Genomic DNA, 25,607 nt, shown 5'->3' with positions numbered 1-25,607 from the left:
CCCGCAATGGGCGCGAGGGTTACTTCGCTTTTCTTAGTAAACGATGACTCAGATTGACTAAAATTCAGACCTCTTCCAGATCACTAATGCGACCGCGGAAATTCCGGTGATGCAAACAACCGGACCTTAACTGTTCGTTCGGAATTGGGATTTGTTTACCCTCTATTTCATCGACGAATTTGAATTAAATCCGTAGCCTCGTCTCACAAGCAAAGATGGTCGGAGGATCGCTGGCGGCATCGCGAATGATGGCGGCGATCTCGAACGGCAAACCGGAGGCGGACGAGCATGAACGTGCGTGAAGCAGTCCTCACTGTCGACGAAACGCAGACGAACTTTCTCGAGCAGGGTCCTTCCCTGATCGAGCGTGCCGCCCGGACCGCCGCTGCCGCAGCGGCCGATGCAGACGGGGTCGATCGCGACGCCCGCTTCCCCCACAAGGCTTTCGAGATCGCGCGTGAGCAAAAACTGCTTGGCGTCATGATCCCGGTCGAGTTCGGCGGCTTCGGCGCTTCGATCTATGACGTCACCGATATCTGCTACACGCTCGGGCGTGCCTGCGCTTCCACCGCGATGATCTACGCGATGCACCAGACCAAGGTCGCCTGCGTCGTCAGGCACGGCCACGGCATTCCCTGGATGGAAACCATGATGCGCCGGGTCGCCCGCGACCAGTGGCTGCTCGCCTCCTCCACCACCGAAGGACAGAACGGCGGCAACATCCGCGCCAGCGCAGCCGCCGTCGATCACGCCGGCGATACAGTATCGCTGGTCCGCGACGCCACCGTCATCTCCTACGGCGCCGAGGCCGACGGCCTCGTCACCATCGCCCGCCGCGCCACCGACGCTGCCGCTTCCGACCAAGTGCTGCTGGCACTCGCCAAGGACGATTATTCGCTGAAGCGGACGCTGGGCTGGGAAACGCTCGGCATGCGCGGCACTTGCTCGACCGGTTTCGAGCTGAAGGTCGATTGCCCCGCCGACCGCGTCTTCCCGGAATCCTACGACAAGATCCACGCCCAGACCATGACGCCATTCGCGCATCTGTGCTGGTCGTCGGCTTGGGCCGGCATTGCCGCCGCCGCGGTGACCCGTGCGCAGGCCTTCATCCGCAAGGCGGCCCGCAGCTCCGGCGGACAAATGCCGCCGGCCGCGGCGCATTTCACCGCCGCCAAGATGTCGCTCGCCAAGCTGCGCGCGCTGATCGCTGCCAACATCGACGCTTTCGACCGCGCTGAGCATGACGAGCGCGCGCTCGGCTCGCTCGACTTCCAGTCCTCGATCACGCTTTTGAAGGTGCAGGCCTCCGAGCTCGCGGTCGAGACGGTGATGCATGCGATGCGCACCGCGGGTCTTTCCGGCTACCGCAACGACGGCGAATTCACGATGGGCCGTCACCTGCGCGACGTGCTGTCGTCGCCGATCATGATCAACAACGACCGTATTCTCGCCAACGCCGCGACAGCGACGCTGATGAGCGGCGTGCCAATGAGCCTTCGTGACTGAATCAACAAGAACAATTTTGAGATAGCAGGATATCGACCCATGAATATTGCCGTCCTCCCCAATTCGCCCGACACCGCACCGCAGATCATCGATCCGCTCGATCATCTCGCCGACAAGCTGTTCCACCGCATGGGCTCGGACGGGGTCTACGCCCGCACCGCGCTCTATGAGGGCATCGTCGAGAAGCTCGCCACGCTGATCACTGGCCATCGCGAGGCCGGAACCGAGGTGATGCGCTTTCCGCCGGTGATGAGCCGGGCTCAGCTGGAGAAATCCGGCTACCTCAAGAGCTTTCCGAACCTGCTCGGCTGCGTCTGCGGCCTGCACGGCACCGAACGCGAGATCAATGCGGCGGTGAGCCGCTTCGATGCCGGCGGCGACTGGACCTCATCGCTCTCGCCGGCCGACCTCGTGCTGTCGCCGGCCGCCTGCTATCCCGTCTACCCGATCGCGGCGAGCCGCGGCCAATTGCCGAAGGGCGGTCTGCGCTTCGACGTCGCCGCCGACTGCTTCCGCCGCGAGCCGTCCAAGCATCTCGACCGGCTGCAATCGTTCCGGATGCGCGAGTACGTCTGCATCGGCACGCCCGACGACGTCGCCGATTTCCGCGAGCGCTGGATGGTGCGCGCGCAGGCGATCGCCAGCGACCTCGGCCTCACCTTCCGCGTCGACTATGCCAGCGACCCGTTCTTCGGCCGGGTCGGACAGATGAAGGCGGTGAGCCAGAAGCAGCAACAGCTCAAGTTCGAACTCCTCATTCCGCTGCGCTCGGAGGAACAGCCGACTGCCTGCATGAGCTTCAACTATCACCGCGAGCATTTCGGTACGACCTGGGGAATCGAGGACGCCAATGGCGAGCCGGCCCATACCGGCTGCGTTGCCTTCGGCATGGACCGCCTGGCCGTTGCCATGTTCCACACCCACGGCACCGATCTTTCCGCCTGGCCCGCCAAGGTACGGGACGTCCTGGGCCTGCAGCCGCATGTTGCGGCAGGTGCCCACGGTGAAGGCTGGCGCTAACGCAACTCACGAGGCCGACCATTTCTACGGGCAAGACGAGCGTGATCCATACCAAGGTTCGATGCCGCGAAATCACCGAGTCCGATGTCGAAGCCATCGCGGACCTGCTGACGCGCGGCTTCGTCGGCCGCTCGCGTGACTATTGGATCCAGGGCCTGCGCAGGCAGGCTTTCCGGACCGTGCCGGAGGGCTATCCGCGCTTCGGCTACATGCTCGAGGATGACGGCACACCGGTCGGCGTGCTGCTGCTGATCTACACGGCGCGCAAGAACGGCGAAGAGACCGCCATCCAGTGCAATTTGTCGAGCTGGTATGTCGATCCGGCCTATCGCAACTACGCGCCGCTGCTGACCAAGATTGCGCAGCGGCACAAGGACGTCACTTACCTCAACATCAGCCCGGCGCCGTGGACCTGGCCCATCATCGAGACGCAGGGCTTTCGTGATTACTGCCGCGGCATCTTCTTCTCGGTGCCCGCGCTGGCGCGTGCCCCGCGCTGGAGCAAGATCGAGGTGATCTCGCAGCACGCCAAGGCGATCGAAGGGCTTTCCGACACAGAGACCGAGCTCTTGACGCGTCATGCACGCTACAATTGCCTCAGCCTGGTCTGCCGCACGCCGCAGGGAACGTTCCCCTTCATCCTGCAACCGGTGCGCATCCGCCGCGGCTTCATCGCGCCGCCCGCGATGAAACTAATCTACTGCCGCAACATCGCCGAATATGCCGCCTGCGCCGGCCGGATCGGCCGGCTGCTGCTGCGGTTCGGCAAAATCTCGGTGGCCGTCGATTGCAACAGCCCGCTTTCCGGCCTCATCGGCCTCTACACAGAGCGGCGCGGCCGCAAATATTTCAAGGGCCCGCATCGGCCACAGCTTGCCGATCTCACCGATACGGAGCTCGTGCTGTACGGGCCGTAGCGCTAATCTGTCCCCATTTGGTGTCGTCCCGGCTAGCGCTGGCTTGCGCGCACCTCCGCATTCGCGCCGTCACGCGCATCTCTGCATCGCCAGTCACCCTCCGTAAACTACTGCGCTTAAGGGAATTTTCCGGCCTCTTCGCTACCCTCGGCGGCTGAATTACGTTGCGTTAAGTCTATTGCCCGCCGAGATCCACGACTCCCATGACGTCGACCTGCGACAATGAGCATGGTGCACACCGCGAACAGGCCCCCGCGGCCCTGATCGCGCTCGGCCAGCTTGCGCTCGACCACATGGAGCAGGGCGTCTGCGTCTACGATGCCGACAACCGGATCGTGCTGGTCAATCAGCGCTACCTCACGCTGTTCGACATGTCGGCCGATATCGTGCGGGTGGGCACGAGCTATCGCGAGGTGCTTGCCCACAGCGCGACACGCGGGAACTTCCCCCAGGACGAGCTCGATGCGCTGTATTCGGCGCGGATTGCGCAAATCGCAGCGGGCAAACCATTCCGCACCGAACAGCGGCTTGCAAGCGGCCTCGTCATGGCGCTCGAGTTGAAGCCCCTCCCCGGCGGCGGCTGGATGACGATCTGCGACGACGTCAGTCGTCTCGCCCGGCTCGAGGCGGAATTGCGCGTGCAGACCGAGCGCAGCCAGCACGCGCTCGCGAACATGTCGCACGGACTCGCCTTCTACGACAGCGACATGCGGCTCCGCGTCTGCAATACAAACTACCGCAAGATCTACCGGCTGTCGCCCGAAGAGACCCGGCCCGGCACGCATCTTTCCGAGCTGATCGAGCGTTCGATGGCGAACGGCGCATTCGCTTCCGAATACAGCCCGCAACAGCTCCTGGAAGCCGCCAGCGCAAGGATTGCGAACCGCGATTCCTCGTCGATGCGACGGCGCATGTCCAATGGCTCCGTGATCTCGGTGCGTTACTGCGCGCAGCCAGACGGCGGCTTCGTCGCCACCTACGAGGACATCACCGAACGCGAACGCGCGATTGAGGAGCTGAGCGAGCAGTATCGACGTTTCGACGCCGCACTGAACAACATGAGCCAGGGCCTGTGCATGCTCGATTCGAGCCTGCGCATCATCGTCTGCAACCGCCGCTATATCGAGATGTACGGGCTGTCGCCCGAGATCGTGAAACCGGGCGTCTCGATGCGCGAGATCATGGAGCATAGCTGCGAACTGGGCATTGATCCGAACACCACAGGCGCGCGGCTCTATGCCGACTATGTCGAGAGGCTGCGCGAGGGCGAGCACACGCTGCACCGCCATTTGAACGACGGCCGCATCATCAAGCTCAATCACAAGCGGATGGAGCTTGGCGGCTGGGTCGTCACCTATGAGGACGTCACCGAGCGCCACAAGGCCCAAGCCCGCGTCGCGCACATGGCGCGCCACGATTCGTTGACCGACCTGCCCAACCGCACGCTGTTCCGCGAGAAGATGGGCGAAGGGCTGAACCATGTCGCGATCGCCGGCGGCGCAATGGCCGTGCTGTATTTCGACCTCGACAATTTCAAGACTGTCAACGACCGCCTCGGCCACGCCGCAGGCGACCGCCTGCTGCGCTGGGTTGCGGCGCGACTAAAGGAGAATGTCGGCGAGCATGATACCGTCGCGCGGCTCGGCGGCGACGAATTTGCCGTACTCCAGCGCGGACCGCAGCCGCAATCGGCTGAAAAGCTCGCCCGTCGCCTGGTCGAGATCATCGGCCATCCGCCGCCGCTGGAAAGCCAGTCGATCCATGTCGGCGTCTCCGTCGGCATCGCGATCGCGCCCGATCACGGGCTTGATGCCGACGAGCTGATGAAATGCGCCGACCTCGCCCTCTACCAGGCCAAAGCCAAGGGACGCGGCGCTTATCAGCTGTTCGAGCCCGAGATGGAAGAGGAGGCGCGCAGCCGGCACGCGCTGGAGCAGGATCTGCGCGGCGCGTTGGAATCATGTGAATTCCACCTCGTGTTCCAGCCGCAGGTACGGCTCGACAACTCCGAGCTCACCGGCTTCGAAGCGCTGTTGCGCTGGAAACATCCCTCGCGCGGCTTCGTCTCGCCGGCCGATTTCATTCCGATCGCGGAGGAGACCGGGCTGATCGTCCCGATCGGCGAATGGGTGCTGCGCACCGCCTGTGCGACCGCCGTCTCCTGGCCCGGGGTCACCGTCGCGGTAAACCTGTCGCCGGTGCAGTTCCGCTCGCGCGGCCTGGTGGCGATGGTCACGAGCGCACTTGCGGAAGCCGGCCTGCCGCCACAACGTCTCGAGCTCGAGGTCACCGAGACGGCGCTGCTCGACGACAGCGAGGCGACGATCGAGATCCTGCACCAGCTCCGCGCACTTGGCGTGCGGGTCAGCCTCGACGATTTCGGCGTCGGCTATTCCTCGCTGAGCTATTTGCGCAAATTTCCGTTCGACCGCATCAAGATCGACCGCTCTTTCGTCGGCACGCTCGGCGAAAGCCCGGAAAGCGTTGCCATCGTCCGCACCATCGCCAGCCTCGGCTCCGTGCTCGGCGTCGAGACTACGGCGGAGGGTGTGGAGACCGCCGAGCAACTCGACTTCGTGCGCGAATGCGGCTGCACCGCCGTGCAGGGCTATTATTTCGGCAAGCCGTGCCCGGCGGCCGAGGTCGGCGGCACCATCGAGACGCTGAGCGCAGTCCGCCGCGTGGCGTAGCGGCTTTCCCCACGCAAATTCCGTATCTCGGCACGCCTCCAAACGACCAATTGTCGCATGGATGGTTTCCGGCGGAATTGGCGTCTCGCCCTTGCCTGGCACACGCGCAATGGCGCTTTTCTTCTCTCGTGATTTCGGAAACAATCGCCCCACAAGAACGAGAGATGGCGGCCCGAGCGAGGCCGCTGCGAGGGAGGCGTTTCGATGTCGCGATACGGGCTGAAGACGATTGCCTTTGCCGCCATGCATGCGGTCATGGGCGCAGTGCTCTCCACTGCCGCCAGCGCGCAGGACTATCCGACCAAACCGATCACGCTGATCGTGCCATGGCCGGCCGGCGGTTCGACCGACATCTCGATGCGCGCGATCGCCGACAGCGCTTCGAAGGTCCTGGGACAGCCCATCGTGATCGACAACAAGGCCGGCGGCGGCGGCACGGTGGGACCTGCGACAATGGCCGCGGGCGCGAAGCCGGACGGCTACACCATCTCGCAGATCCCGATCACCGTCTTCCGCCTGCCTCTGATGCAGGAGGTGTCGTGGGATCCGGCCAAGGATTTCACCTACATCATCCATCTCACCGGCTATACCTTCGGCGTCACCACCAACGCGGAATCCCAGTTCAAGAGCTGGAAGGACGTGGTGGAGTTCGCCAAGGCGAACCCGGGCAAGGTGACCTACGCGACGCCGGGCACCGGGACCTCGCTGCATATCGGCATGGAGCAGATCGCGGCGATGTCCGGCATCAAGCTAACCCAGGTCCCCTTTAAGGGCGGCGCGGAAACCAACGCCGCGGTCCTGGGGCAGCATACGATGCTTCAGGCTGATTCCACGGGATGGCGGCCGCTGGTCGATGCCGGCAAGCTGCGGTTATTGATGGTGTGGACCGGTGCCCGCTCGCCGAATTACCCCGATGTGCCGACGCTGAAGGAGCTCGGCTATCCCATGGTCTATGATTCCCCGTTTGGCATCGCCGGCCCGAAGGGAATGGATCCCAAAATCGTCGCCAAGCTGCACGATGCCTTCAAGAAGGCAGTCGAGGACCCCGCCGTCGTGGCAACGCTCGCCAAATACGACATGGTGCCGAACTACAAGAACACCGAGGACTACAAGAAGTTCGTCGTCGAGGTCACGGAGTCTGAGCGCAAAGTGATCGACACGCTCGGGCTTGCGAAGAAGTAGAACTGAGCCACCTCCGTGTCCCGGACGCGGTGCAGCGCCTCTTCAGCGGTGCACCGCAGAGCCGGGACCCACTCTTGCCACGCATCCATGGACCCCGGATCTGCAGCGCACCGCTTCGCGCTGCGCAGCGTCTGGGGAACGGCCGAGAGGGCGTCGATGACCAACCAAACCAACGTCAAACTCCGCCTCAGCAATTCTGAACTTTGGGGCGGCTTGATCGGGCTCGCGCTCGGCGGCTTCGTGATCTGGTCGGGGCTGAAGCTCAAGCTCGGCACCATCAACGATCCCGGCTCCGGTTACGTGCTGTTCTACACGGGCATCCTGATCTGCGTGTTCGCAACCTCCATCATCATCTCGGCCATCACCGAGGGCGGGCCAACGCTGGCCTCCCGCTGGGAAAATGTGCGCTGGAGCAAGCCTCTTCTCGTCATCGCCTGCCTCACTGCATTCTCATTCGCGTTGGAGCCGCTGGGATTCCTGTTGTCGTCGATCCCGTTAATGCTGCTGCTGTTGCGCCTGATCGATCCCGTGCGCTGGACGCTGGCGATTCCGATCGCGATGCTGGTGCCATCAGGCATGTGGTGGGTGCTCAAGCGGCTGCTTTTGATCCAGCTGCCCTCGGGCCTGTTCGGGATCGGCTGATCGCATGGATACGCTTGCCAATGTCGCCCATGGGTTCGGCGTCGCGCTGACAGGGATCAACCTGCTCTATTGCTTCATCGGTGTCTTCATCGGCACGCTGGTCGGCGTGCTGCCGGGCATCGGCCCAGTCTCGGCGATGTCGCTGCTGCTGCCCGTGACACTCTCGGGCACGCCGGAATCCGGCATCATCATGATGGCCGGCATCTATTACGGCTCGATGTATGGCGGCTCGACCACCTCGATCCTGGTCAACATCCCCGGCGAAGCGGCCTCCGTCGTCACCTGCATCGACGGCCACCAGATGGCGAAGCAGGGCCGCGCCGGCCCCGCGCTCGGCATCTCCGCGTTCGGCTCCTTCATCGCCGGCACCTTTGCGCTGGTCGCGCTGATGCTGGTGGCGCCCAGGCTTGCCAGCATCGCCATCGCGTTCGGCCCGGCCGAGTATTTCAGCCTGATGGTGCTCGGCCTCGTCGTGCTCACCTTCCTCACCCAGGGCTCGATGCCGAAGGCGCTGCTGATGGCCTGCATCGGCGTCGTGCTCGGCCTGATCGGCCTCGACAGCATCACGGCGCAGCCGCGGCTCACCTTCGGCCGCATGGAGCTGATCGACGGCATCGGCCTCGTGCCGGTCGTGATGGGCCTGTTCGGCGTTGCCGAGGTGCTGCTCAACACCGAGCAGGCGATCAAGCGCGACATCATCAACGCCAAGATCACACAACTCTTGCCCAACAAGGCGGATTGGCAGGCGAGTGCCGGCCCGGTGGCGCGCGGCACCCTGCTCGGCTTTCTGCTCGGCATCCTGCCGGGCGGCGGTGCCGTGGTGGCCTCGTTCGCGTCCTATGCGCTGGAGAAGCGGCTGTCGAAAACGCCGGAGCGGTACGGCCACGGCGCGATCGAGGGCGTCGCGGGCCCCGAATCCGCCAACAACGCGGCGGCCGGCGGCGCGTTCATTCCGCTGATGACGCTGGGCATCCCGCCGAACGTGGTGATGGCGCTGCTGCTCGGGGCCTTCGTCATTCATGGCCTGCAGCCGGGACCGCTGCTGATCACGCAAAACCCCGGCCTGTTCTGGGGCATCGTCGCCAGCATGTATATCGGCAATGTCATGCTGCTGATCCTCAATCTGCCGATGATCGGCATGTGGGTGCAGCTCTTGAAGCTGCCCTACAACATCCTGTTCCCGCTGATCATCCTGTTCACGATCCTCGGCGTCTACTGCTCGAGCAACAATGTGTTCGACGTCTACGTCATGATCGCGTTCGGGATCATCGGCTATTTCATGCGCAAGCTCGGCTACGAGCCGGCGCCGCTCGTGCTCGCCTTCGTGCTCGGCCCGATGTTGGAGAACAATCTGCGCAAGTCGCTGATCCTGTCGCAGGGCGATCTCTGGACCTTCGTGCAGCGGCCGATCTCGGCGGCCTGCCTTGCACTCGCAACGGTGCTGCTGATCGCGCCGCTATTGCCCGCGCTGCGCAAGAAGCGCGAGTTGGTGGCATTGGATGAGGGAGCTTGAGAGATTTCGTAGGGTGGGCAAAGGCGCGCTTGCGCCGTGCCCACCATCTTTCCAACGACACAGCACGATGGTGGGCACGCTTCGCTTTGCCCACCCTACGGCTTCTCAGCTTGCAGCAGGCAGCGCACTATCCGTTGAAGCCGCCCACGGGCGCTCGGCAGACGCCAGTCCAATCAAACGGCCCTGGATGTAGTCGCAACCCCAGTCGCGCAGCATGCTTGCGGTCTCTTCGTCCTGCACCCATTCGGCGACCGTCTTGATATCGAGGCGTCGGGCGAGGTCGATCAGGGTGTGCACGAAGGCGCGGTCGTCGGCGGACCGGGTGACGTTCTGGACGAAGGCGCCGTCGATCTTGACGATGTCGACGCCGAGCTTGCGCAGGTTCCTGAAGGACGTGTAGCCGGCGCCGAAATCGTCGATGGCAATGCGGCTGCCGAAATTCTTCAGCCGCGTGACAAAGCCGCGGACGTCGTCGATGTCCTGGATCGCGACCGTTTCGGTGATCTCGACGATCAGCCGCTCGGCGACGCCGGGATGGGCCAGCATCAACGACTCGATCCCCGCCCACCAGTCCGGATCCATGGTGGTATCAGGCGAGATGTTGAGGCTGAGGCAGATGTCGGGCGCGGCCGCAAGCTCGGCGACCACGAGCTCGAGCACGCGATGATCGACCAGGCGAATCAGGCCGAGCCGTTCGGCGACCGGCACGATGTCGGGTGCGAGCAGCACCTGGCCATCGCCCTGATCCATCCGCACCAGGCACTCGTGGAAGGCGCGTTCGCGCGAGGCGGCGGAGACCACCGGCTCATAGGCGAGCTTGATGCGGCGCTCGTTCAGCGCGGTGACGATCTCGTCGGTGACGCGGATATTGACGCGGCGCTGCGCGTCGCGCGCGGCATCCGGGCGCCATGTCGCGAACGAGCCGACGCGGCGGCGCTTGGCGGCATCCAGCGTCTCATGGGCGCGGTTGACCGCCTCGTCGGTGTTGCGGGCATAGCGCGGCACGCTGACCGCCCCGATCGATGCGGTGACTGAGACCGGGCCTGATTTCGTCGGCACCACCTCGTCGCGGATGCCGGCGAGGAAGCGCTCGGCGGCAACGTTCATGTCGTCGACGGTGCAGTTCTTCAGGATCAGGCCGAACTTGTTGCCGGAGAAGCGGCCGAGGACGTCGCCGCCGCGCAGGCGCGCACGAATGCGCTTGGCGACGTCGAGGATCACCGCGTCGGCGACGTCGAAGCCGAAGGCATCGTTGACGCGTGCGAGATGATCGATGCCGACCAGCATGAAGGCTGCGGTCGAGCGGAAGCGGGTCGTCTCCTCGATCGCCTCGGCCAGCGACGCAATCAGATGGGAGCGGTTGAGCTCGCCGGTCAAGGGATCGAGCCGGGCCAGCTTCCTCAATTCCTCGTCGCGGGCGTGACGCTCATTGTTGATGCGGACGGAGCCGATCGCGCGCGTGGGGCGGCCGTCGGGACCGGCAAACCAGCGGCCGGTCTCCTCGATCCAGACGACGGGATCGGATGCGCTCATGCGCACGCCGTACTCGACCCGGTAAGGTGTGCCGTCGGCACCGTGCACGGCGGAGGTCTGCGCCAGCGCAGAGGTCCGCAGCGATTGCGCCGGCTCGATCAGCTTGGCGAATTCGGCCCCGGTGGCGAGCCGCTCGGCGGGAATGCCCGGGAAGACGGCGCTGACCTGCTCACCCCAGACGATGACGTCGCTGGCGATGTCCCAGGCGAACACGGCCTGGCCGAGCGCGGCCAGGATGTCGGAGGCTTGCGGCAATGCTGGAGTCAAAATCGCCTCGTTTCGGGACAGTGGGAAAGTCCTGAGCCGGCACAGAATAAAGCCAGATTCGCCCTCGACCCTAGGCAAAGTTGATAAACAATTTGGAAACCACGTTTGCCGACCTCGGGGAACCAATCGGGCCCGGCCGGCATAGGGCTTGCGAGTACATGACACGCACCGGCGCCAGCGTCCCGAAATGCGACAATCCGGCCGGATCAACGGTGATTGCGATGTTGAGTACTGATCGATCGGACGCGGCGGACAACGGCACAGGCACGGGCCTCGTGCCGCTGATGCCGACGTTGCAGTGGGTCCACAAGGCGCCGCTGCCGCGCCCCGATCCCAGCTTCGTCACCCAATTGATCGCCAATGCCGAGCACATGCCCCAGACGAGCCGGCTTCGCCGCGCCTCGTCCGAAGACGCGCTGATGGCCTATGGCAGCAAGCGCCCGCTGCAAAGCGTCAGCGCGCGGACACGGCAGGTGGCTTGATCAGCGCGGCGGTGTATCCGGAGAGGACGGCGTGCCGTTGCCCGGCTGAAGCTGCGGCGAGGGGATTTCCGGCGAGGGCGCGCCCTGCACCGGCTTGGGCGCCGGATGATCCATCAGCACGGATTCGGCGACGGATTGCGCCGACGGTGCGGGCGGTACCGCCGGTGCCGGCTGCGGCGCAATCACCGGCTCGAACTTACGCTCGGACGCCACATCCTCCTCCGGCGCTTCCTGGCGCTTGGCCTTGCGTGGCGCCGCCACCGTCGTCTCGGCGACATAGGTGACGCGACGGCGCGTGCGCTGGGCGATGCCGCCGAGGAAGTCGGCCATCGCGAGCAGCACCAGCAGGAAATAGGTGGAGTTGCCGAATTTGGGCCACATCACGAATTCGGCGGCGGCCGCGCCGAACACAATCAGCGACAGCAGGTGATCCATCAGGAATTTCGAGCCGGGCCGCGCGCCCTTGACCACCTCGAGCAGCAGCAGCACCACGCCGAGCGCGAGCAGCAGGTCGGCGAGCGTAACCGGCCAGGTCTCACCGGACACCATCGGCACCTTGAACAGCACGTCCGTAAAGGACACCGTCGGCATCAGGAAGGCGATGATGTTGTAGACCGCGAGCGGAATCAGAAGCAGCGGGAAACCGACCATCGGCAAAATGCCTTCTCGATCAAGATATCCGGACAGGACAATGCGGCGGCGAAGCATTTGCTCCGCCGCCGTCACCGTCTATCTCATGGGTTGGCCGAAATCAGGCGGGCCCAATCCTCCCGCCTGAAGAAAGATCCTGCCTTCAGGACTCTTTCTTCTTCAGGACCTGGCGGCCCTTGTACATGCCGGTCTTGAGGTCGAGATGGTGCGGACGACGGAGCTCGCCGGAGTCCTTGTCCTCCACATAGGTCGGCTTCTTGATGGCGTCTGCCGAGCGGCGCATGCCACGGCGCGACGGCGAGGTTTTTCTTCTCGGAACGGCCATTTCAATATCCTCTAGGGATTGGTGTCATCAGGGCATCCTCCGCGAAGGGACGGCTCAGCACCCGCAATACGAGGCGAGCTGAATGCCGATCAAGGCCGCGCTTATAGAGGAAGGCTGGCCGTAAAGCTAGGCTCTTGGGCCGGAAAATACGCCCGGAACGGGCCCGAAATCAGCGATTTTCGCGCCAGCAGGTCGCAAGCGAGCTCGCCTGGCCCCGCGCCATATAGGTCGCCGCCAGCCGCCTGACACCGGGCCCCGGGGTCCGGGCACTGCGTTTGACCGGATTGGGCAGGGTCGAGGCCAGAAGGGCGGCTTCCCGGGGGGAGAGGTTGGCGGCCGACTTACCGAAGGCATAAAGGCTGGCCGCCTCGACGCCAAACTGCCCCTGTGGACCGAGCTCTGCGATGTTGAGGTAAATCTCCAGGATCCGCGGTTTGGGCAGGACGAGGTCGATCCACAGCGCCAGCGGGAATTCCAGCGCCTTGCGGACGAAGTCCCGCCCCTGCCATAGGAACAGGTTTTTTGCGACCTGCTGGGTGATGGTGGAGGCGCCCCGGAACGGCGTACCGTCCTCCTGGGCGTCATCGATCGCCTCACGCAGCGCACCCCAGTCGATGCCATGATGCTTGCAGAAATGGGCGTCCTCGGCTGCCACCACCGACCGCGGCAGATTGGGCGACATCGCCGCCAGATCGATCCATTGCCGCTGCATCGGCGCGCCCCGAAGCGAACGCCAGGCCATCAGCGTCGAAACCGGATGGCCGGTCCGGTAAAACGGCGCGATCACATAGGGCGCGAGAGCCACGACCGCGAGCACGACCAGCAGGATCTTGACGATGCGCAAATCGACCTTTCCGGCGCAAAATGAAACGCGGCCACGGGCTGGGCCATTAAGTCTGTGATAATTCGGGCCTTTTCCAGCACTTTTTAGGCCTTCCAAACGATTGACTGAGGCGGGCGCATAAAGGATTGTCCCGCCGAATTTTAGTTCTGGAGCCCTTCTTGATGACCGGCACGTCCCCGTCCGATTTCGCCAAACGTCTGGACAAGACCGCTGATGACACCGAGGCCCTGCTCGGGCGCCTGCTGTCGGACGACATCCTGCACGACGAGATCGCCCGGCCCAAGCGACTGATGGACGCAATGCGCTATTCGAGCCTGAACGGCGGCAAGCGCCTGCGGCCGTTCCTTGTGGTCGAGAGCGCGACCGTGTTCGGCGTTCCGCGCGAAGCGGCACTGCTCGTGGGCGCCGCGCTCGAATGCATTCACTGCTATTCGCTGATCCATGACGATCTGCCGGCCATGGACAATTCGGACCTGCGCCGCGGCCGCCCCACCCTGCACAAGCAGACCGACGACGCCACCGCGATCCTTGCCGGCGACGGCCTGTTGACGCTCGCCTTCGACATCGTCACCCGCGACGAGATCCATCGCGATGCCAATGTGCGGCTGCTGTTGACGCGCGCGCTGGCGCGTTGCGCCGGCATTGGCGGCATGGTCGGTGGCCAGATCCTCGATCTCGCCGGCGAAGGCCGCTTCGGCGGCAACGAACCGATCGATGTCGCCCGTATTCAGCAGATGAAGACCGGCGCACTGCTGCGCTATGGCTGCATCGCCGGTGCGATCCTCGGCCAGGCCTCGCAGAAAGAATACCAGGCGCTCGACGATTACGGCCGTGCGCTCGGCGAGGCCTTCCAGATCGCGGACGACCTGCTCGACGTCGAAGGCGATGCGGCAGCGCTCGGCAAGCCTTCGGGCCAGGACGCCGCGCTCGGCAAGACCACCTTCGTCACCCAGCTCGGCATCGAAGGCGCCAAGCAGCGCGTGCGCGACCTGCTCGCGCGCGCCGACAGCGCCGTGTCGATCTTCGGCGACCGCGCCGCCGTGCTGCAAGCCGCGGCGCGCTTCGTCGCCGAACGGAAGAACTGACGTTGGGTTTTCACCTCTCCCGCTTGCGGGAGAGGTCGCGCCGAAGGCGCGGGTGAGGGCTCTCTCCTCTCGGGGTTTTCGCTTGTGGAGACACCCTCTCCCCAACCCTCCCCCGCAAGCGGGGGAGGGAGCGCACCAGCGATGTCGCTCAGGACTTACCGGACGATCTGCATGCAAAAAGAAGATCCCGTCCTCGTCCGCTTCCGCCAGATGTCGCGGCCGATGCGGCTGCTTTATGCCCGGCCGCGAACGTTCATCGCGCTCGCTGTCGGCGTCCTCGTCTGCCTGCTGCTGCCGGGCACGCACCGACTGGTGACGCGGCTCTTGTTCGGCTGGGACGCGCTGATCGCGGTCTATCTCGTGCTGGTCTATGCGATGATGCTGTGCAACGACCACCAGCACATCCGCCGCGCCGCCGCGATGCAGGACGACGGCCGCTTCGTGATCCTGCTGGTGACGGCGACCGGCGCCTTCGCCAGCATCGCCGCGATCGTCTCCGAGCTCGGCACGTCGCATCGCGGCGTCCTGGAGCTGACGATCGCGATCACCACGATCGCGCTGTCATGGGCTGCGGTGCACACGACCTTCGCGCTGCATTACGCGCATGATTATTATCGGCACGGCACGGCAGGAGGCCTTCAGTTTCCGAGCGGCGACAAGGAAGACCACGCCGATTATTGGGATTTCGTCTATTTCTCGTTCGTGATCGGCATGACCGCGCAGGTCTCCGACGTCGGCATCACCGACAAGACCATCCGCCGTACGGCGACGGCGCACGGCATCGTGTCCTTCATCTACAACACGGCGTTGTTGGCGCTGACGGTGAACATCGCTGCAAGCGCGATTGCGACCTGAACTCACTCCAGGGAGTCGTCCTGGCGAAAGCCAGGACCCATTACCCCAGGGAGAAGTTGCTGCGCTGAGTTGCCAACCACAAGTCTTCGCAAAACCAAGGCCGGTGGTAATGGGTCCTGGCTTCGCCAGGACGACCATGTGGGGGACACCGCGATCCCTAGTAACAGACCTCGGCATTGGCGTCGTTGCCGGGGCCGCCGCCGCCGCGATATTCGAGACGGCAGCCGCGATGCACCGGACGGCAGCCACCGCTATTGCAGTAGACCTGCCCGCCACCCGTCGCGCGGCCGGCGCCAGCGGCAGCAGCAACGCCGGCAGCGGCGCCATAACCGCCTGCTGCGCCGGCGGACTGCCGACGCGGTCGTGCCGGACGCTCATCGCCGTCGTCGCGCTTGGCAGTTACACGCTTGGCCGTTGCGGGCTTGGCGGCACGCTGCTTCTCGCACTCATTATCGTCGTTGACCGCATAGCCGTCACGACAGACGATCTTGCTGCACTTGTCGCCGTCGGCCTTGAAGCCGTGCTCACAGACCAGTGGGCAGACACGCGACGGCTTCGACTTGACCGCATCGAGCGCATCGGTGCTCGCCACCTTCACGTCGAGCTTGGTGCCGGCATACCGGTTGAACTGCGACAGCGACCGCTGCGACGACGCATTCCAATTGCCGTCGGCCTGCCCGGAGAAGCAGCCGACGCGACCGAGCTCGGTCTGCACCGAGCGGCTGAGATCGGCCGGTGCAGTCGCAGGCGTCAGCGCGGCGACATTGGTGCCGGCCGGAGCGACCGTGCTGGCCGGCGCTGCGCCCGGTGCCGCAGCGGCGAGGTCGACGCGCTGCTGCTCAGCCACGGCGGCCTGCTGCTGCGCCTGCTCCTTCGCTTTCTGGGCGGCAAGCTGCGCCTGTTCGGCGGCTTTCGCATCGGCCGCAGCCTTGGCCTGCGCATCCTTCTGCGCGCCGAGGGCGGCGAGACGATCGCGCTCGGCCTCGGCCTGCTTCGCCTTCGCGATCGCCGCGGCATGAGCCTGCTCGGCGCCGATCTTCTCGACCTGAAGCTTGGCAAGGCTCGCATAGAAACCGTCGGGATGCTGGGCGAGGAAGGCATCCCACGCCGCTCTGTTGCCGACCTGGAGCGCGAGTTCGTAATCGCGGCGGATATCGGCCTGCGGGTTCGCAGCAGGCGCGGCCGCCGCAGCCGTCATCTTCACCGGCACCAGCGGAACATCCTCGCCGCCGAGCGAGCCATAGACGAACGGCTCCTGCTTGTTGCCGGTCGACTTGAGCACGTCGTCGCGCACGAAACCGAAGGCGCGGCGGACGTCGAGGCCCGGCGTCGTCAGATGCTTCGACAGCGCGACCGTGAACGGGCTGTTGGCGCCGTCACCGTCCTGCGCCGTGAAACCGGCCTTGGCCGAATAGGCGATCAGCGTATTGGGGCTGGTCGGCTCGACCTGAGCGAGGCCCCGGCCAATGCCGCGCGAGGCAATCGTGCGCTTCATCCTCTTGCCGAACGGATTGTCGCGGCAGGCATCCAGGATCACCAGACGGAGCTGCTTTGCGGGCTCGACCGCGACCAGGATGCGATCGAGCGAAAGCGCCTCGTCGTAGACGTCGGTGTCGCGCTCGAGCTTGGCATCGACCGGGATCAGATAGTTGGAGCCTTCGACCTCGATGCCGTGGCCGGCATAGTAGACCACGGCGATGTCGGCATCGCGGGTTGCATCCGCGAAGTCGCGGAGCACGCGCCGCGTATCCAGCGCCGACAAATCGTGCCGGGAATCGACGACATCGAAGCCGGCCTCCTTTAGCGTCTTCGCCATCACCGAACCGTCATTGACGGGATTGGCCAGCGACGGCGCGTACTGATAGGCCGAATTGGCGAGCACCAGCGCAACGCGCTTGCCGGCGAAAGCAGGTTGGGCGCCGAGCAGCAGCGCGAGGGCGAGGAGAAGCGGACAAAGTCTGAGCAAATTGCGCATGACACGACTTCCGAAATTCGGGGCCGCTTGAGGCCATTTGGGACCGCTTTAGCAAGATCCGCCGCGGGCGCTTGTGATGGAGGTCACGAAGGGTACCAACGACAAGCGGAAAGGCCACTTTTGTTTGTCGCACCAGCGGGATCGCGGTTCGCCGGGAGGATCGGGTTCCCTCAGACAACCCCGATGTGCTCCCGATATTGCGGCAGATTGTCCGTAATTTCATGCCAGGGCGCCTTCGAGCCCACGAAAATGTGGGCGCTCGGCCGGATCGAGGGGGTATCGACCAGGGTTCCCATGGCAACATGGACCCATCCTCCTCCACGCACCCGGGAATAGAGCAGCGAGCCGCATCGGGCGCAGTGCGCGTCAGGGTGGTCTCGTCACCGAAAATGATTCGCTGGTCGCCGCCGCTGACGATGCGGAGCTGGTCCTGGGCGATGCCCGCGAACGGCTTGAAGGCGGCGCCGGTGGTGCGGCGACAGTTCGAACAGTGGCAGTTCATCGCATAGGAGAACGCATCCGTCACCTCGAAGCGCACGGTGCGGCAATAGCATTCGCCGATCAGGATACGGGCGTTCGATTTCTCTGATGCGGTCATTTCAGCGTCCTCGCAATTGGCGAGACACCCATAGCGCATTTTGATGCGCACGACTAAGTTCACCCCAAGCCATCATTCGAAGGGATGACCCATGAGCCCAAATCGTTCAAGTGTCGAAGCCGTCGTGCAATCCTATTTCGACGGCCTCTATGAGGGCGACGCCGAAAAGCTCGGCGCCATCTTCCATCCCTCCGCCGACCTGCGCTGGGTCGAGAAGGGCGAATTGCAGGTGCTGACCGTGCCGGACTGGCTCGACCGCGTGCGCAAGCGCCCCTCCGGCAAGGCCGAAGGCAAGCCGCGCGAGGATTTCATCGTCACCATCGACCGTTCGGACGACAACACCGCCTTCATTAAGGTCCGGTGCCAATTGCCGCCGCGCTATTTCACCGACTATTTGGTGGCGATGAAGCTAGCCGACGGCTGGCAGATCGTGTCGAAGTCGTACCGGTACGACCTGAGGGAGTGAAGGGTCTCTCGACCCTCCGCTGCCCGAAATTCGGACTCGCTCTCTTCCATTCTCCGTCAGGCGAGCCCAACTCTCGCCACACGTCATTGCGAGGAGCCCTTGCGACGAAGCAATCCAGAATCCCTCCGCGGAGAGACTCTGGATTGCTTCGCTGCGCTCGCAATGACGGTGCGGATGGAGCATAGGCTACATCTCCCTGCCACACTCGCCCGAAAGTCCCCCATGCTGCTCGATCGTCGCTCCCTGCTCGCCTCGCTGTGCTGGATGGCCGCTTCTCCCGCGCTTGCCGCGGATGGGCCGCCTGAGCTCGAAACCTACGAACGCGAGAGCGGCGGACGGATCGGGGTCTATGCAGAAAATCTCGCAACCGGCGCAAAACTCGCCTGGCGCGCCGACGAACGGTTCGTCATGTGCTCGACATTCAAGGCCTCGCTCGCCGCCTGTGTACTGGCGCGGGTCAATCGCGGCGAGGAGCAGCTTGCGGCCATGATTCCTTACGGCCAGGCCGACCTCTTGGAGTACGCGCCGGTTGCCAAGCAAAATCTCGCGGCCGGCGCAATGTCGGTCACTGAGATGTGCAAGGCGATCGTCGAGCTCAGCGACAACACCTGCGCCAATCTGCTGCTGGCGCGGATCGGCGGGCCGGCCGCCCTCACCGCGTTCTGGCGATCGATCGGCGATACCACCTCGCGGCTCGACCACAACGAGCCCGAACTCAACCGCTCCCGGCCGGGCGATCCCCGGGACACCACGACGCCGGCGGCGATGGCCGGAAACCTGCGCCGCCTCGTGCTGGGGGAAGCATTGTCACCGACCTTGCGCGCGCAGCTCACCGAATGGATGGTGAACTGCAAGACCGGCGCAAACCGGCTGCGCGGCGGCCTGCCGGCAGGCTGGAGGATCGGCGACAAGACCGGCAACAACGGCAAGGACGCATCGGGCGATATTGCGGTGGTGTGGCCGCGGCCGGATGCCCCGATCCTGATCGCGGCCTATACCCAGGGCGGCACGCCGAGCGCCGCACAGATCGCGGCGGCGTTCGCGCGGATCGGGCGGATGGCCGAGCGGCTGGCGTGAGCCGCGCGCATTGACGCAGCAGTCGCTTCCGGGTCAAGACAGACCGTCATGGAAGCGAAGTTTCAGACCTTTCTCATCCTGCTGGCCGTGCTGGCAGGCGTGGCGCTGACCGCACGCCGCTTCAACGTCGCCCCCGCCATCCTGCTAATGCTGGCCGGCGTCGGCCTCGCCTTCGTGCCGGGGATGCCGTCGGTGGAACTGCCGCCGGAGTTGGTGCTTCTGCTGGTGCTGCCACCGCTGATCTACTCGGCAAGCGTCGCCATGAGCTGGCGCGAGTTCAAGAAGAATTTGCGTCCGATCGTGCTGCTCGCGGTCGGCGCGGTGATCTTCACTGCGGCCATGGTGGCGGCCGCCACGCATTACATGATCGGCCTGCCGTGGACCATCGGCTTCCTGCTGGGGGCCATCGTCGCGCCGCCCGACGTGGTGGCGCCGCTCGCGATCGCGCGCCGGCTGCACATGCCGCGCCGGATCCTGGTCGTGCTCGAGGGCGAAGGGCTCGCCAACGACGCCACCGCGTTGATCCTCTACCGCTTTGCGCTCGCCGCGATCATGGTCGGGCATTTCTCGCTGCCGCTGGCGGCCGGCGAATTCCTCCTCATCATCGCCGGCGAGATCGCCTTCGGCATCGGCGTCGGGTGGCTTTCCCTGCGTTTCCGCAAATGGTCGGGGGATCCGCAGGTCGAGCTCACGCTGTCGCTGATCACGCCTTACGTCTCCTACTGGCTGCCCGAGCATGTCGGCGGCTCCGGAGTGATCGCAACGGTCGCCTGCGGGCTTTATGTGAGCTGGAACGGCCCGCTGCTGATTTCTTCCGCGACGCGCCTGCAGGGCATCTTCTTCTGGGACCTCGTGATCTATTTGATCGAGGGCCTCTTGTTCCTGCTCACCGGCTTCCAGATGCGCGCGCTTTACGAGAAGTCGAAGGCCTTTCCGCTCGACGACATCCTGATCGCGACCGCCGTGGTTCTGGTGATCGTCGTGATCGCGCGCTTCGCCTGGCTCTATCCCGCGACCTATCTGCCGCGGATGCTCAGCAAATCGCTGCGCGAGCGCGATCCGTCGCCGCCCTGGCAATGGGCGTTCACGCTCGCCTTCACCGGCGTGCGCGGCGCGGTGTCGCTGGCGGCGGCACTGGCGCTGCCGTTCACGCTTCCGGACGGCGAAGCATTTCCGTACCGTGACCTGATTCTGTTCGTCGCCTTCGGCGTCATCTTCATCACGCTGATCGGCGTCGGCCTGACGCTGCCGCCAGTGGTGCGCTGGCTCGGCATTGCCGAGGCCGGCCGCAACGAGCATGTCAGCGAGCACGAGGCCGAGATCGCAGCACGCCGCCAGGCGCTCGAGGCCGCGCTGAAGTCGCTCGATGCGTTGACCGCGGAAAAGGAGATCTCCGACGAGGTGATGCGGCTCCTGCGCGCCCGCCACGAGATCCGCGTCAACCAGCTGCCCGATTCACTCGATCCGACCCATCACGACGTCTCCGCCGCAGGCACCGCGCTGACCCGCAGCCTGATCGAGGCCGAGCGCAAATTCATCCACGACCTTCTCCGCGACGGCCAGATCACCGACGAGACGCGGCGGCGGATCGAGCGCGATCTGGATCTGGAGGAAGCGAGTCTGGCGAATAGGGAGTATCGGGGCGGGCCGCTATAACCTCTCGTCATTGCGAGCGCAGCGAAGCAATCCAGACTGCCTCTGCGGAAAGATTCTGGATTGCTTCGCTGCGCTCGCAATGACGAACGCCGAAACAGCTACCGCCTCTCGCAAAACTCCCCCACCGCCGCAGCCACCGCTCCTGCGATCAGCTCCTGCCGCTCCGCCGAGTTCATCTCCATCTCTTCGTCGCGATTGATGATCGAGCCGGCTTCGAGCAGCACGGCGGCGCTCCGCGTCCGCGACAGCACGACGAGCCCGTCATAGCGGTAGACGCCGACATCTTTGTCGAGCAACTGGCGCCGGTAGCGGCCCATCACCGGCAAGGTGTATTGGCTGGCATAGTGCAGGCCCTGCTCCTTCAGCCGTCGGCCGATCATCCGGGCCAGCTTCAGGCTGGTGGCGAAGTGCGGATTGCGCTCGGAGACGAACAGCGAGTGGCCGGAAAAACGATCGCTGAAATAGCTCTTTGCGCCGTCGAACTCCCAGGTTTCGAGCAGCTTGTCCGGCACCGAATCGTGATGGACCGAGAGGAACAGATCGGTCCGGCCGTCATTCGCGGCACTGACGCGCTTGAACAGGCTCGCCCTCGCCTTGCCGTCCGTGACGAGCAGGCGGGTTGCGGCAAAGCCTTCGGACTTGAGCTTTGCTGCGATCAGACTTGCGAGACGGAAGTTGAAGCCGAACTCCGGATCATTGCGCGCGCTCAACGCGCCGTAGGAGTCCGGGGTGTGTCCGACATCCACGACGATCCGGAATTTCGGCATCTCGCATTTGGCCGGCGCTGCCGCCATCATTTGCGTCTTTGCAGCCTTCCGCGTCCTGGCCGCCTGGCTATCGTCAACCGACAAGAGCAAGAACGGGATCAGCGAAATGGCGATAGCGGCGATGGAGCGCCACGACCTCCTCACACCGGCCGCTCCCCCTTCACCGTCACCCGCGTGCCGGAGCGCGTATGCGGCCAGTAGTCCCACATCGCGCGGTGCTGGGTGCAGCGGTTGTCCCAGAAGGCGATGGCATTCTCGGTCCAGCGGAAGCGGCACTGGAACAGCGGGTTCTCGGCGTGCTGGTAGAGATAGGCGAGCATCGCGTCGCTCTCGTCGCGCGGGATGCCGTTGATGTGGCGGGTGAAGCCGCGGTTGACGTAGAGCGCCTTCCTGCCCGTGACCGGATGCGTGCGCACCACCGGGTGCTCGGCATGCGGATAGGAGGGACGGTCGGCGACGCCGTAATTGGCGTAGAGGCCGCGATAGATCGGCTCGCCGTCATGCAGCGCGGTGAGCCCGTCGAGATAGGCCTTCATGCGTTCCGAGAGAGCGTCATAAGCCGCGTACATGTTGGCGAACAGCGTGTCGCCACCGCGCGGCGGACATTGCTTGATGTAGAGGATCGAGCCCATCGGCGGCTCGAGATCGCAGGACACATCCGAATGCCAGCCCTCGCCATTGGCGCGCGGCGAGTCCTTGTCGGCGTAGATCTTCATCAGCGCCGGGTCTTCGTCCTCGTGCGGTGCGGCCGGATGAAAATGCAGCTCGCCGAACTTGCGGCCGAAGGCGAGATGCTGTTTGGGCGTGATGTGCTGATCGCGGAAGAAGATCACGAGGTTTTCGGCGAGCGCGCGGTGGATTTCGTCCATCTGCCGGTTGGAGCGGCTATCGCCCTCGACGAGCCTGCCGATGTCGACGCCGGAGATTTCCGCGCCGATGATGGGCGTGAGCTTTTCGACCGCGATGGTCTCATAAGGGGCGCCGTCATCGGCCATGTGGCGATAGCGCGGACCTTGCTTGCCGGCGAGTGAGCTCATGGCGTGTCTCCCGATCATTTTGATTGAGAGCATGGTAGCGCGCGGCGATGGATGTGCAATCTGCACTGCAAACACGGCCGTCGTCCCGGACAGCGTAAGCGCAGATCCGGGACCCATAACCAAAGGGTTAGGTTTGGCGAAGACTCGGAGTGACGACCTGCCATAACCACAGACTCTGTGGTTATGGGTCCCGGATCTGCGCGCGCTTGAGGCGCGCTTGTCCGGGACGACGGAGGTGTGTGGGGCGAGAGTAGAGAAAACTACTCCGCCGCCGTCACCGGCACCTTGGCGCCCTGGCCGTAGCGCTGGTCGATGTAGTCGATCACCAGCGCCTTGAAGTCGGCGGAGATCGTGGGCCCGCGCAAGGTGCGGAACTTCTTGCCGTCGACGAACACCGGCGCGGCCGGCGCTTCGCCGGTGCCGGGAAGCGAGATGCCGATATTGGCGTGCTTGGATTCGCCGGGACCGTTGACGATGCAGCCCATCACCGCGACGTTGAGCTCTTCCACGCCGGGATATTTCGTCTTCCAGGTCGGCATCTCGTCGCGGATGAAATCCTGGATCGAGCGGGCCAGTTCCTGGAACGTGGTCGAGGTGGTGCGGCCGCAACCGGGACACGCCGCGACCAGCGGCACGAAGGTGCGGAAGCCCATGGTCTGCAACAGCTCCTGGCCGACCTGCACCTCACGGGTACGGTCGCCGCCGGGCTCCGGCGTCAGCGAGATGCGGATGGTGTCGCCGATGCCCTGCTGCAGCAGGATGCCGAGCGCGGCCGAGGACGCCACGATGCCCTTCGAGCCCATGCCGGCCTCGGTCAGACCGAGATGGATGGCATAGTCGGAACGGGAGGCGAGATCCTGGTAGACCGCGATCAGATCCTGCACCGCCGAGACCTTGGCCGACAGGATGATGCGGTTCTTCGGCATGCCGAGCTCTTCGGCGCGCGCGGCTGACAAGAGCGCCGACTGCACCATGGCCTCGCGCGTCACCGCGCGCACGTCGCGCGGATCGGCCGAGGCCGCGTTCTCGTCCATCAGCTTGGTGAGCAGTTCCTGGTCGAGTGAGCCCCAATTGGCGCCGATGCGCACCGGCTTGTTGTTCTTGTTCGCGATCTCGATGATGTCGGCGAACTGGGTGTCGCGCTTGTCCTTGAAGCCGACATTGCCGGGATTGATGCGGTATTTGGCGAGCGCCTCGGCGCAGGCCGGATAGGCCGCAAGCAGCTTGTGGCCGATATAGTGGAAGTCGCCGATCAAGGGCGTGGTGATGCCGCGCTTGGCGAGGCCGTCGCGGATATGCGGAACGGCGGCAGCGGCTTCCTCGCGGTCCACGGTGATGCGAACCATTTCGGAACCGGCGCGCGCGAGCGCTGCGACCTGGGCGATGGTGCCGTCGATGTCGGCGGTGTCGGTGTTGGTCATCGACTGCACGACGATCGGTGCACCGCCGCCCACTGAGACGTCACCGACCTTGACCTGGGTGGTCTTGTGCCGGGGCGCGGGGCCCGCGAGGTCGGAATCGATGGTGTTTTCGAGCTTGTTCATGGGGTCCAAATATCAGGTTTTGGTGACGTTCAGCAATGCATCGCGCGGCGCCGCAGCCGTTTGGCTCGGACGGTTAACCAGAAAAAGCCCAACAATTACAAGGACCGCAGCGGCCCCGAATGTCAGGCTTAAGGTGTCGTGCATGATGAAATAGCTACCGACCACGCCAAACAAAGGGGTGATGAAGGTAAAAGCCGACAATTTGCTGGCCGAATAAGCCTTCACCAGCGCGAACCAAAGCGTGAACGTGGTTCCCACCACCCAGATCGCCTGGAAGGCCATGAGGGCGAGCGATAGTGGCGCCGGCGTGTGCGTGATGGATTCGCCGAACAGCCAGGCTGCCAGCCCCAGGATCGGGATCGAGGTCGCGACCTGGTAGCCCAGCGCCTTCTCGGGCGCGGCGAAGCGCAGCCGCGTGCCCTTGGCGACCAGCGTGGTCGCCGCCCACAACGCCGCGCCGCCGACGATCATGAGGTCGCCGAGCAACACCTTGGCATCGACATCCGGCTGCGGCACGCCGATGGCGAGTGCGACGCCGGCAAAGCTCACGGCGAGCCCCAGCCATTGCGTGGCACCGAGCCGCTCGCCGAGCACTTGGTAGGAGCCGAGCGCGACGAAGAACGGGGCGGTGTAGAGGAACACGACCGCGCGCGACGCCGGCGTGAAGCGCAGGCCCTGGAAGATCAGAACGAACTCGATGCCGAACATCAGTCCGGCGATGAGGCCGGGCTTCCAGGTGCCGTCACGTTCGAAGAAATTGACGCCACGCAGGGTGCCGATGATGAACAGCACCGGCAGCGCGCCCATTGAGCGGATCGTGGCCTGGAGCATCGGCGGGATGTCCGGCAGCACCAGCTTCACCGCAATCTGGTTGAACCCCCAGGTCAGGCACAGCATCAGCATCAGGGCGATGGCGCCGGCACTGAGGGGACGTGCGGCGGATGGTATGGCTTGTGGCGAGGACATCTCTTCCCG

General features: G+C 64.7%; 22 protein-coding genes and 1 pseudogene. 13 read left to right on the top strand and 10 right to left on the bottom strand.

Annotation, left to right across the window (positions count from 1 at the left end):
- The first annotated feature begins 288 nt into the window (after positions 1–288).
- The 7 genes from ACNJX8_RS02675 to ACNJX8_RS02645 all read left to right on the top strand — a co-directional run bounded on the left by ACNJX8_RS02675 (position 289) and on the right by ACNJX8_RS02645 (position 9,470).
- Entirely contained in the window at positions 289–1,506 is a 1,218-nt protein-coding gene (locus ACNJX8_RS02675; RefSeq protein ID WP_439359481.1) for an acyl-CoA dehydrogenase family protein, read from the top strand.
- Positions 1,507–1,545: 39 nt separating this feature from the next.
- Positions 1,546–2,526, top strand: coding sequence for an amino acid--[acyl-carrier-protein] ligase (locus ACNJX8_RS02670; protein WP_439359479.1), 981 nt, complete (start codon positions 1,546–1,548; stop codon positions 2,524–2,526).
- A gap of 41 nt (positions 2,527–2,567) precedes the next feature.
- Positions 2,568–3,443 (top strand): acyl-CoA acyltransferase, encoded by an 876-nt coding sequence (locus ACNJX8_RS02665; protein ID WP_128940928.1) that lies wholly within the window; start codon positions 2,568–2,570, stop codon positions 3,441–3,443.
- 203 nt (positions 3,444–3,646) lie between these two features.
- A complete protein-coding gene (locus ACNJX8_RS02660; RefSeq protein WP_439359478.1) occupies positions 3,647–6,133 on the top strand; it encodes a PAS-domain containing protein in 2,487 nt (828 codons plus the stop codon).
- 204 nt (positions 6,134–6,337) lie between these two features.
- Positions 6,338–7,315 (top strand): tripartite tricarboxylate transporter substrate binding protein, encoded by a 978-nt coding sequence (locus tag ACNJX8_RS02655; RefSeq protein WP_128930785.1) that lies wholly within the window; start codon positions 6,338–6,340, stop codon positions 7,313–7,315.
- 156 nt (positions 7,316–7,471) lie between these two features.
- Complete coding sequence (locus ACNJX8_RS02650) at positions 7,472–7,957, top strand: tripartite tricarboxylate transporter TctB family protein (protein ID WP_439359476.1); 486 nt, start codon at positions 7,472–7,474, stop codon at positions 7,955–7,957.
- Between the two features lie 4 nt (positions 7,958–7,961).
- Entirely contained in the window at positions 7,962–9,470 is a 1,509-nt protein-coding gene (locus ACNJX8_RS02645) for a tripartite tricarboxylate transporter permease (protein ID WP_439359474.1), read from the top strand.
- A gap of 105 nt (positions 9,471–9,575) precedes the next feature.
- Here ACNJX8_RS02645 and ACNJX8_RS02640 read toward each other — a convergent pair whose 3' ends face one another.
- On the bottom strand, positions 9,576–11,270 hold the full coding sequence (locus ACNJX8_RS02640) for an EAL domain-containing protein (RefSeq protein ID WP_439359472.1): 1,695 nt from the start codon (positions 11,268–11,270) through the stop codon (positions 9,576–9,578).
- Positions 11,271–11,491: 221 nt separating this feature from the next.
- Between ACNJX8_RS02640 and ACNJX8_RS02635 the strand changes: the two genes are divergently transcribed.
- Positions 11,492–11,752, top strand: a complete 261-nt coding sequence (locus ACNJX8_RS02635; protein ID WP_164934874.1) for a hypothetical protein — start codon at positions 11,492–11,494, stop codon at positions 11,750–11,752.
- Here the strand turns inward: ACNJX8_RS02635 and ACNJX8_RS02630 are convergent, their stop codons facing one another.
- The 3 genes from ACNJX8_RS02630 to mtgA form a co-directional block, all read right to left on the bottom strand.
- Complete coding sequence (locus tag ACNJX8_RS02630) at positions 11,753–12,403, bottom strand: hypothetical protein (RefSeq protein WP_439359470.1); 651 nt, start codon at positions 12,401–12,403, stop codon at positions 11,753–11,755.
- 142 nt (positions 12,404–12,545) lie between these two features.
- On the bottom strand, positions 12,546–12,728 hold the full coding sequence (rpmF, locus tag ACNJX8_RS02625) for a 50S ribosomal protein L32 (RefSeq protein ID WP_007598106.1): 183 nt from the start codon (positions 12,726–12,728) through the stop codon (positions 12,546–12,548).
- A 169-nt stretch (positions 12,729–12,897) separates the two neighbouring features.
- Positions 12,898–13,572, bottom strand: a complete 675-nt coding sequence (mtgA, locus tag ACNJX8_RS02620) for a monofunctional biosynthetic peptidoglycan transglycosylase (protein WP_439359467.1) — start codon at positions 13,570–13,572, stop codon at positions 12,898–12,900.
- Between the two features lie 161 nt (positions 13,573–13,733).
- Here mtgA and ACNJX8_RS02615 point away from each other — a divergent pair, with 161 nt between their 5' ends.
- Positions 13,734–14,657 carry a polyprenyl synthetase family protein gene (locus tag ACNJX8_RS02615; RefSeq protein ID WP_128930779.1) on the top strand — a complete coding sequence of 308 codons (924 nt, stop codon included), beginning with the start codon at positions 13,734–13,736 and terminating at the stop codon, positions 14,655–14,657.
- 171 nt (positions 14,658–14,828) lie between these two features.
- Positions 14,829–15,512, top strand: a complete 684-nt coding sequence (locus tag ACNJX8_RS02610) for a DUF1345 domain-containing protein (RefSeq protein ID WP_091896586.1) — start codon at positions 14,829–14,831, stop codon at positions 15,510–15,512.
- 157 nt (positions 15,513–15,669) lie between these two features.
- Here ACNJX8_RS02610 and ACNJX8_RS02605 read toward each other — a convergent pair whose 3' ends face one another.
- Both ACNJX8_RS02605 and ACNJX8_RS02600 read right to left on the bottom strand, forming a co-directional pair.
- Positions 15,670–17,487: a caspase family protein gene (locus ACNJX8_RS02605; protein ID WP_439359465.1), complete on the bottom strand. Its 1,818-nt coding sequence runs from the start codon at positions 17,485–17,487 to the stop codon at positions 15,670–15,672.
- A gap of 170 nt (positions 17,488–17,657) precedes the next feature.
- Positions 17,658–18,085 (bottom strand): annotated as a pseudogene (locus ACNJX8_RS02600) (GFA family protein).
- Positions 18,086–18,176: 91 nt separating this feature from the next.
- Between ACNJX8_RS02600 and ACNJX8_RS02595 the strand changes: the two are divergent.
- The 3 genes from ACNJX8_RS02595 (at position 18,177) to ACNJX8_RS02585 (ending at position 21,284) form a co-directional block, all read left to right on the top strand.
- Positions 18,177–18,551: a nuclear transport factor 2 family protein gene (locus tag ACNJX8_RS02595; protein ID WP_128930775.1), complete on the top strand. Its 375-nt coding sequence runs from the start codon at positions 18,177–18,179 to the stop codon at positions 18,549–18,551.
- Between the two features lie 222 nt (positions 18,552–18,773).
- The gene (gene bla / locus ACNJX8_RS02590; RefSeq protein ID WP_439359463.1) at positions 18,774–19,628 is read left to right on the top strand and encodes a class A beta-lactamase; all 855 of its coding nucleotides are present in this window, start codon (positions 18,774–18,776) and stop codon (positions 19,626–19,628) included.
- A gap of 48 nt (positions 19,629–19,676) precedes the next feature.
- Positions 19,677–21,284, top strand: coding sequence for a Na+/H+ antiporter (locus tag ACNJX8_RS02585; RefSeq protein WP_439359461.1), 1,608 nt, complete (start codon positions 19,677–19,679; stop codon positions 21,282–21,284).
- A 98-nt stretch (positions 21,285–21,382) separates the two neighbouring features.
- On the opposite strand, the gene ACNJX8_RS02580 is transcribed toward ACNJX8_RS02585, so the two are convergent.
- From ACNJX8_RS02580 to ACNJX8_RS02565, 4 genes are all read right to left on the bottom strand, one after another.
- A complete protein-coding gene (locus tag ACNJX8_RS02580; protein WP_439359459.1) occupies positions 21,383–22,081 on the bottom strand; it encodes an N-acetylmuramoyl-L-alanine amidase in 699 nt (232 codons plus the stop codon).
- Between the two features lie 110 nt (positions 22,082–22,191).
- Positions 22,192–23,088 (bottom strand): TauD/TfdA dioxygenase family protein, encoded by an 897-nt coding sequence (locus ACNJX8_RS02575; RefSeq protein ID WP_439359457.1) that lies wholly within the window; start codon positions 23,086–23,088, stop codon positions 22,192–22,194.
- A 260-nt stretch (positions 23,089–23,348) separates the two neighbouring features.
- Positions 23,349–24,632: a flavodoxin-dependent (E)-4-hydroxy-3-methylbut-2-enyl-diphosphate synthase gene (gene ispG / locus ACNJX8_RS02570; protein WP_249759137.1), complete on the bottom strand. Its 1,284-nt coding sequence runs from the start codon at positions 24,630–24,632 to the stop codon at positions 23,349–23,351.
- A 12-nt stretch (positions 24,633–24,644) separates the two neighbouring features.
- Positions 24,645–25,598 (bottom strand): DMT family transporter, encoded by a 954-nt coding sequence (locus tag ACNJX8_RS02565; protein ID WP_439359456.1) that lies wholly within the window; start codon positions 25,596–25,598, stop codon positions 24,645–24,647.
- Positions 25,599–25,607 lie beyond the last annotated feature (9 nt).

The sequence above is a fragment of the Bradyrhizobium sp. SPXBL-04 genome (assembly GCF_051853035.1).
Taxonomy (GTDB): domain Bacteria; phylum Pseudomonadota; class Alphaproteobacteria; order Rhizobiales; family Xanthobacteraceae; genus Bradyrhizobium; species Bradyrhizobium zhanjiangense.
The sequence above is the reverse complement of the archived record's forward strand: the minus strand, read 5'-3'. Positions and strand labels throughout refer to the sequence as shown.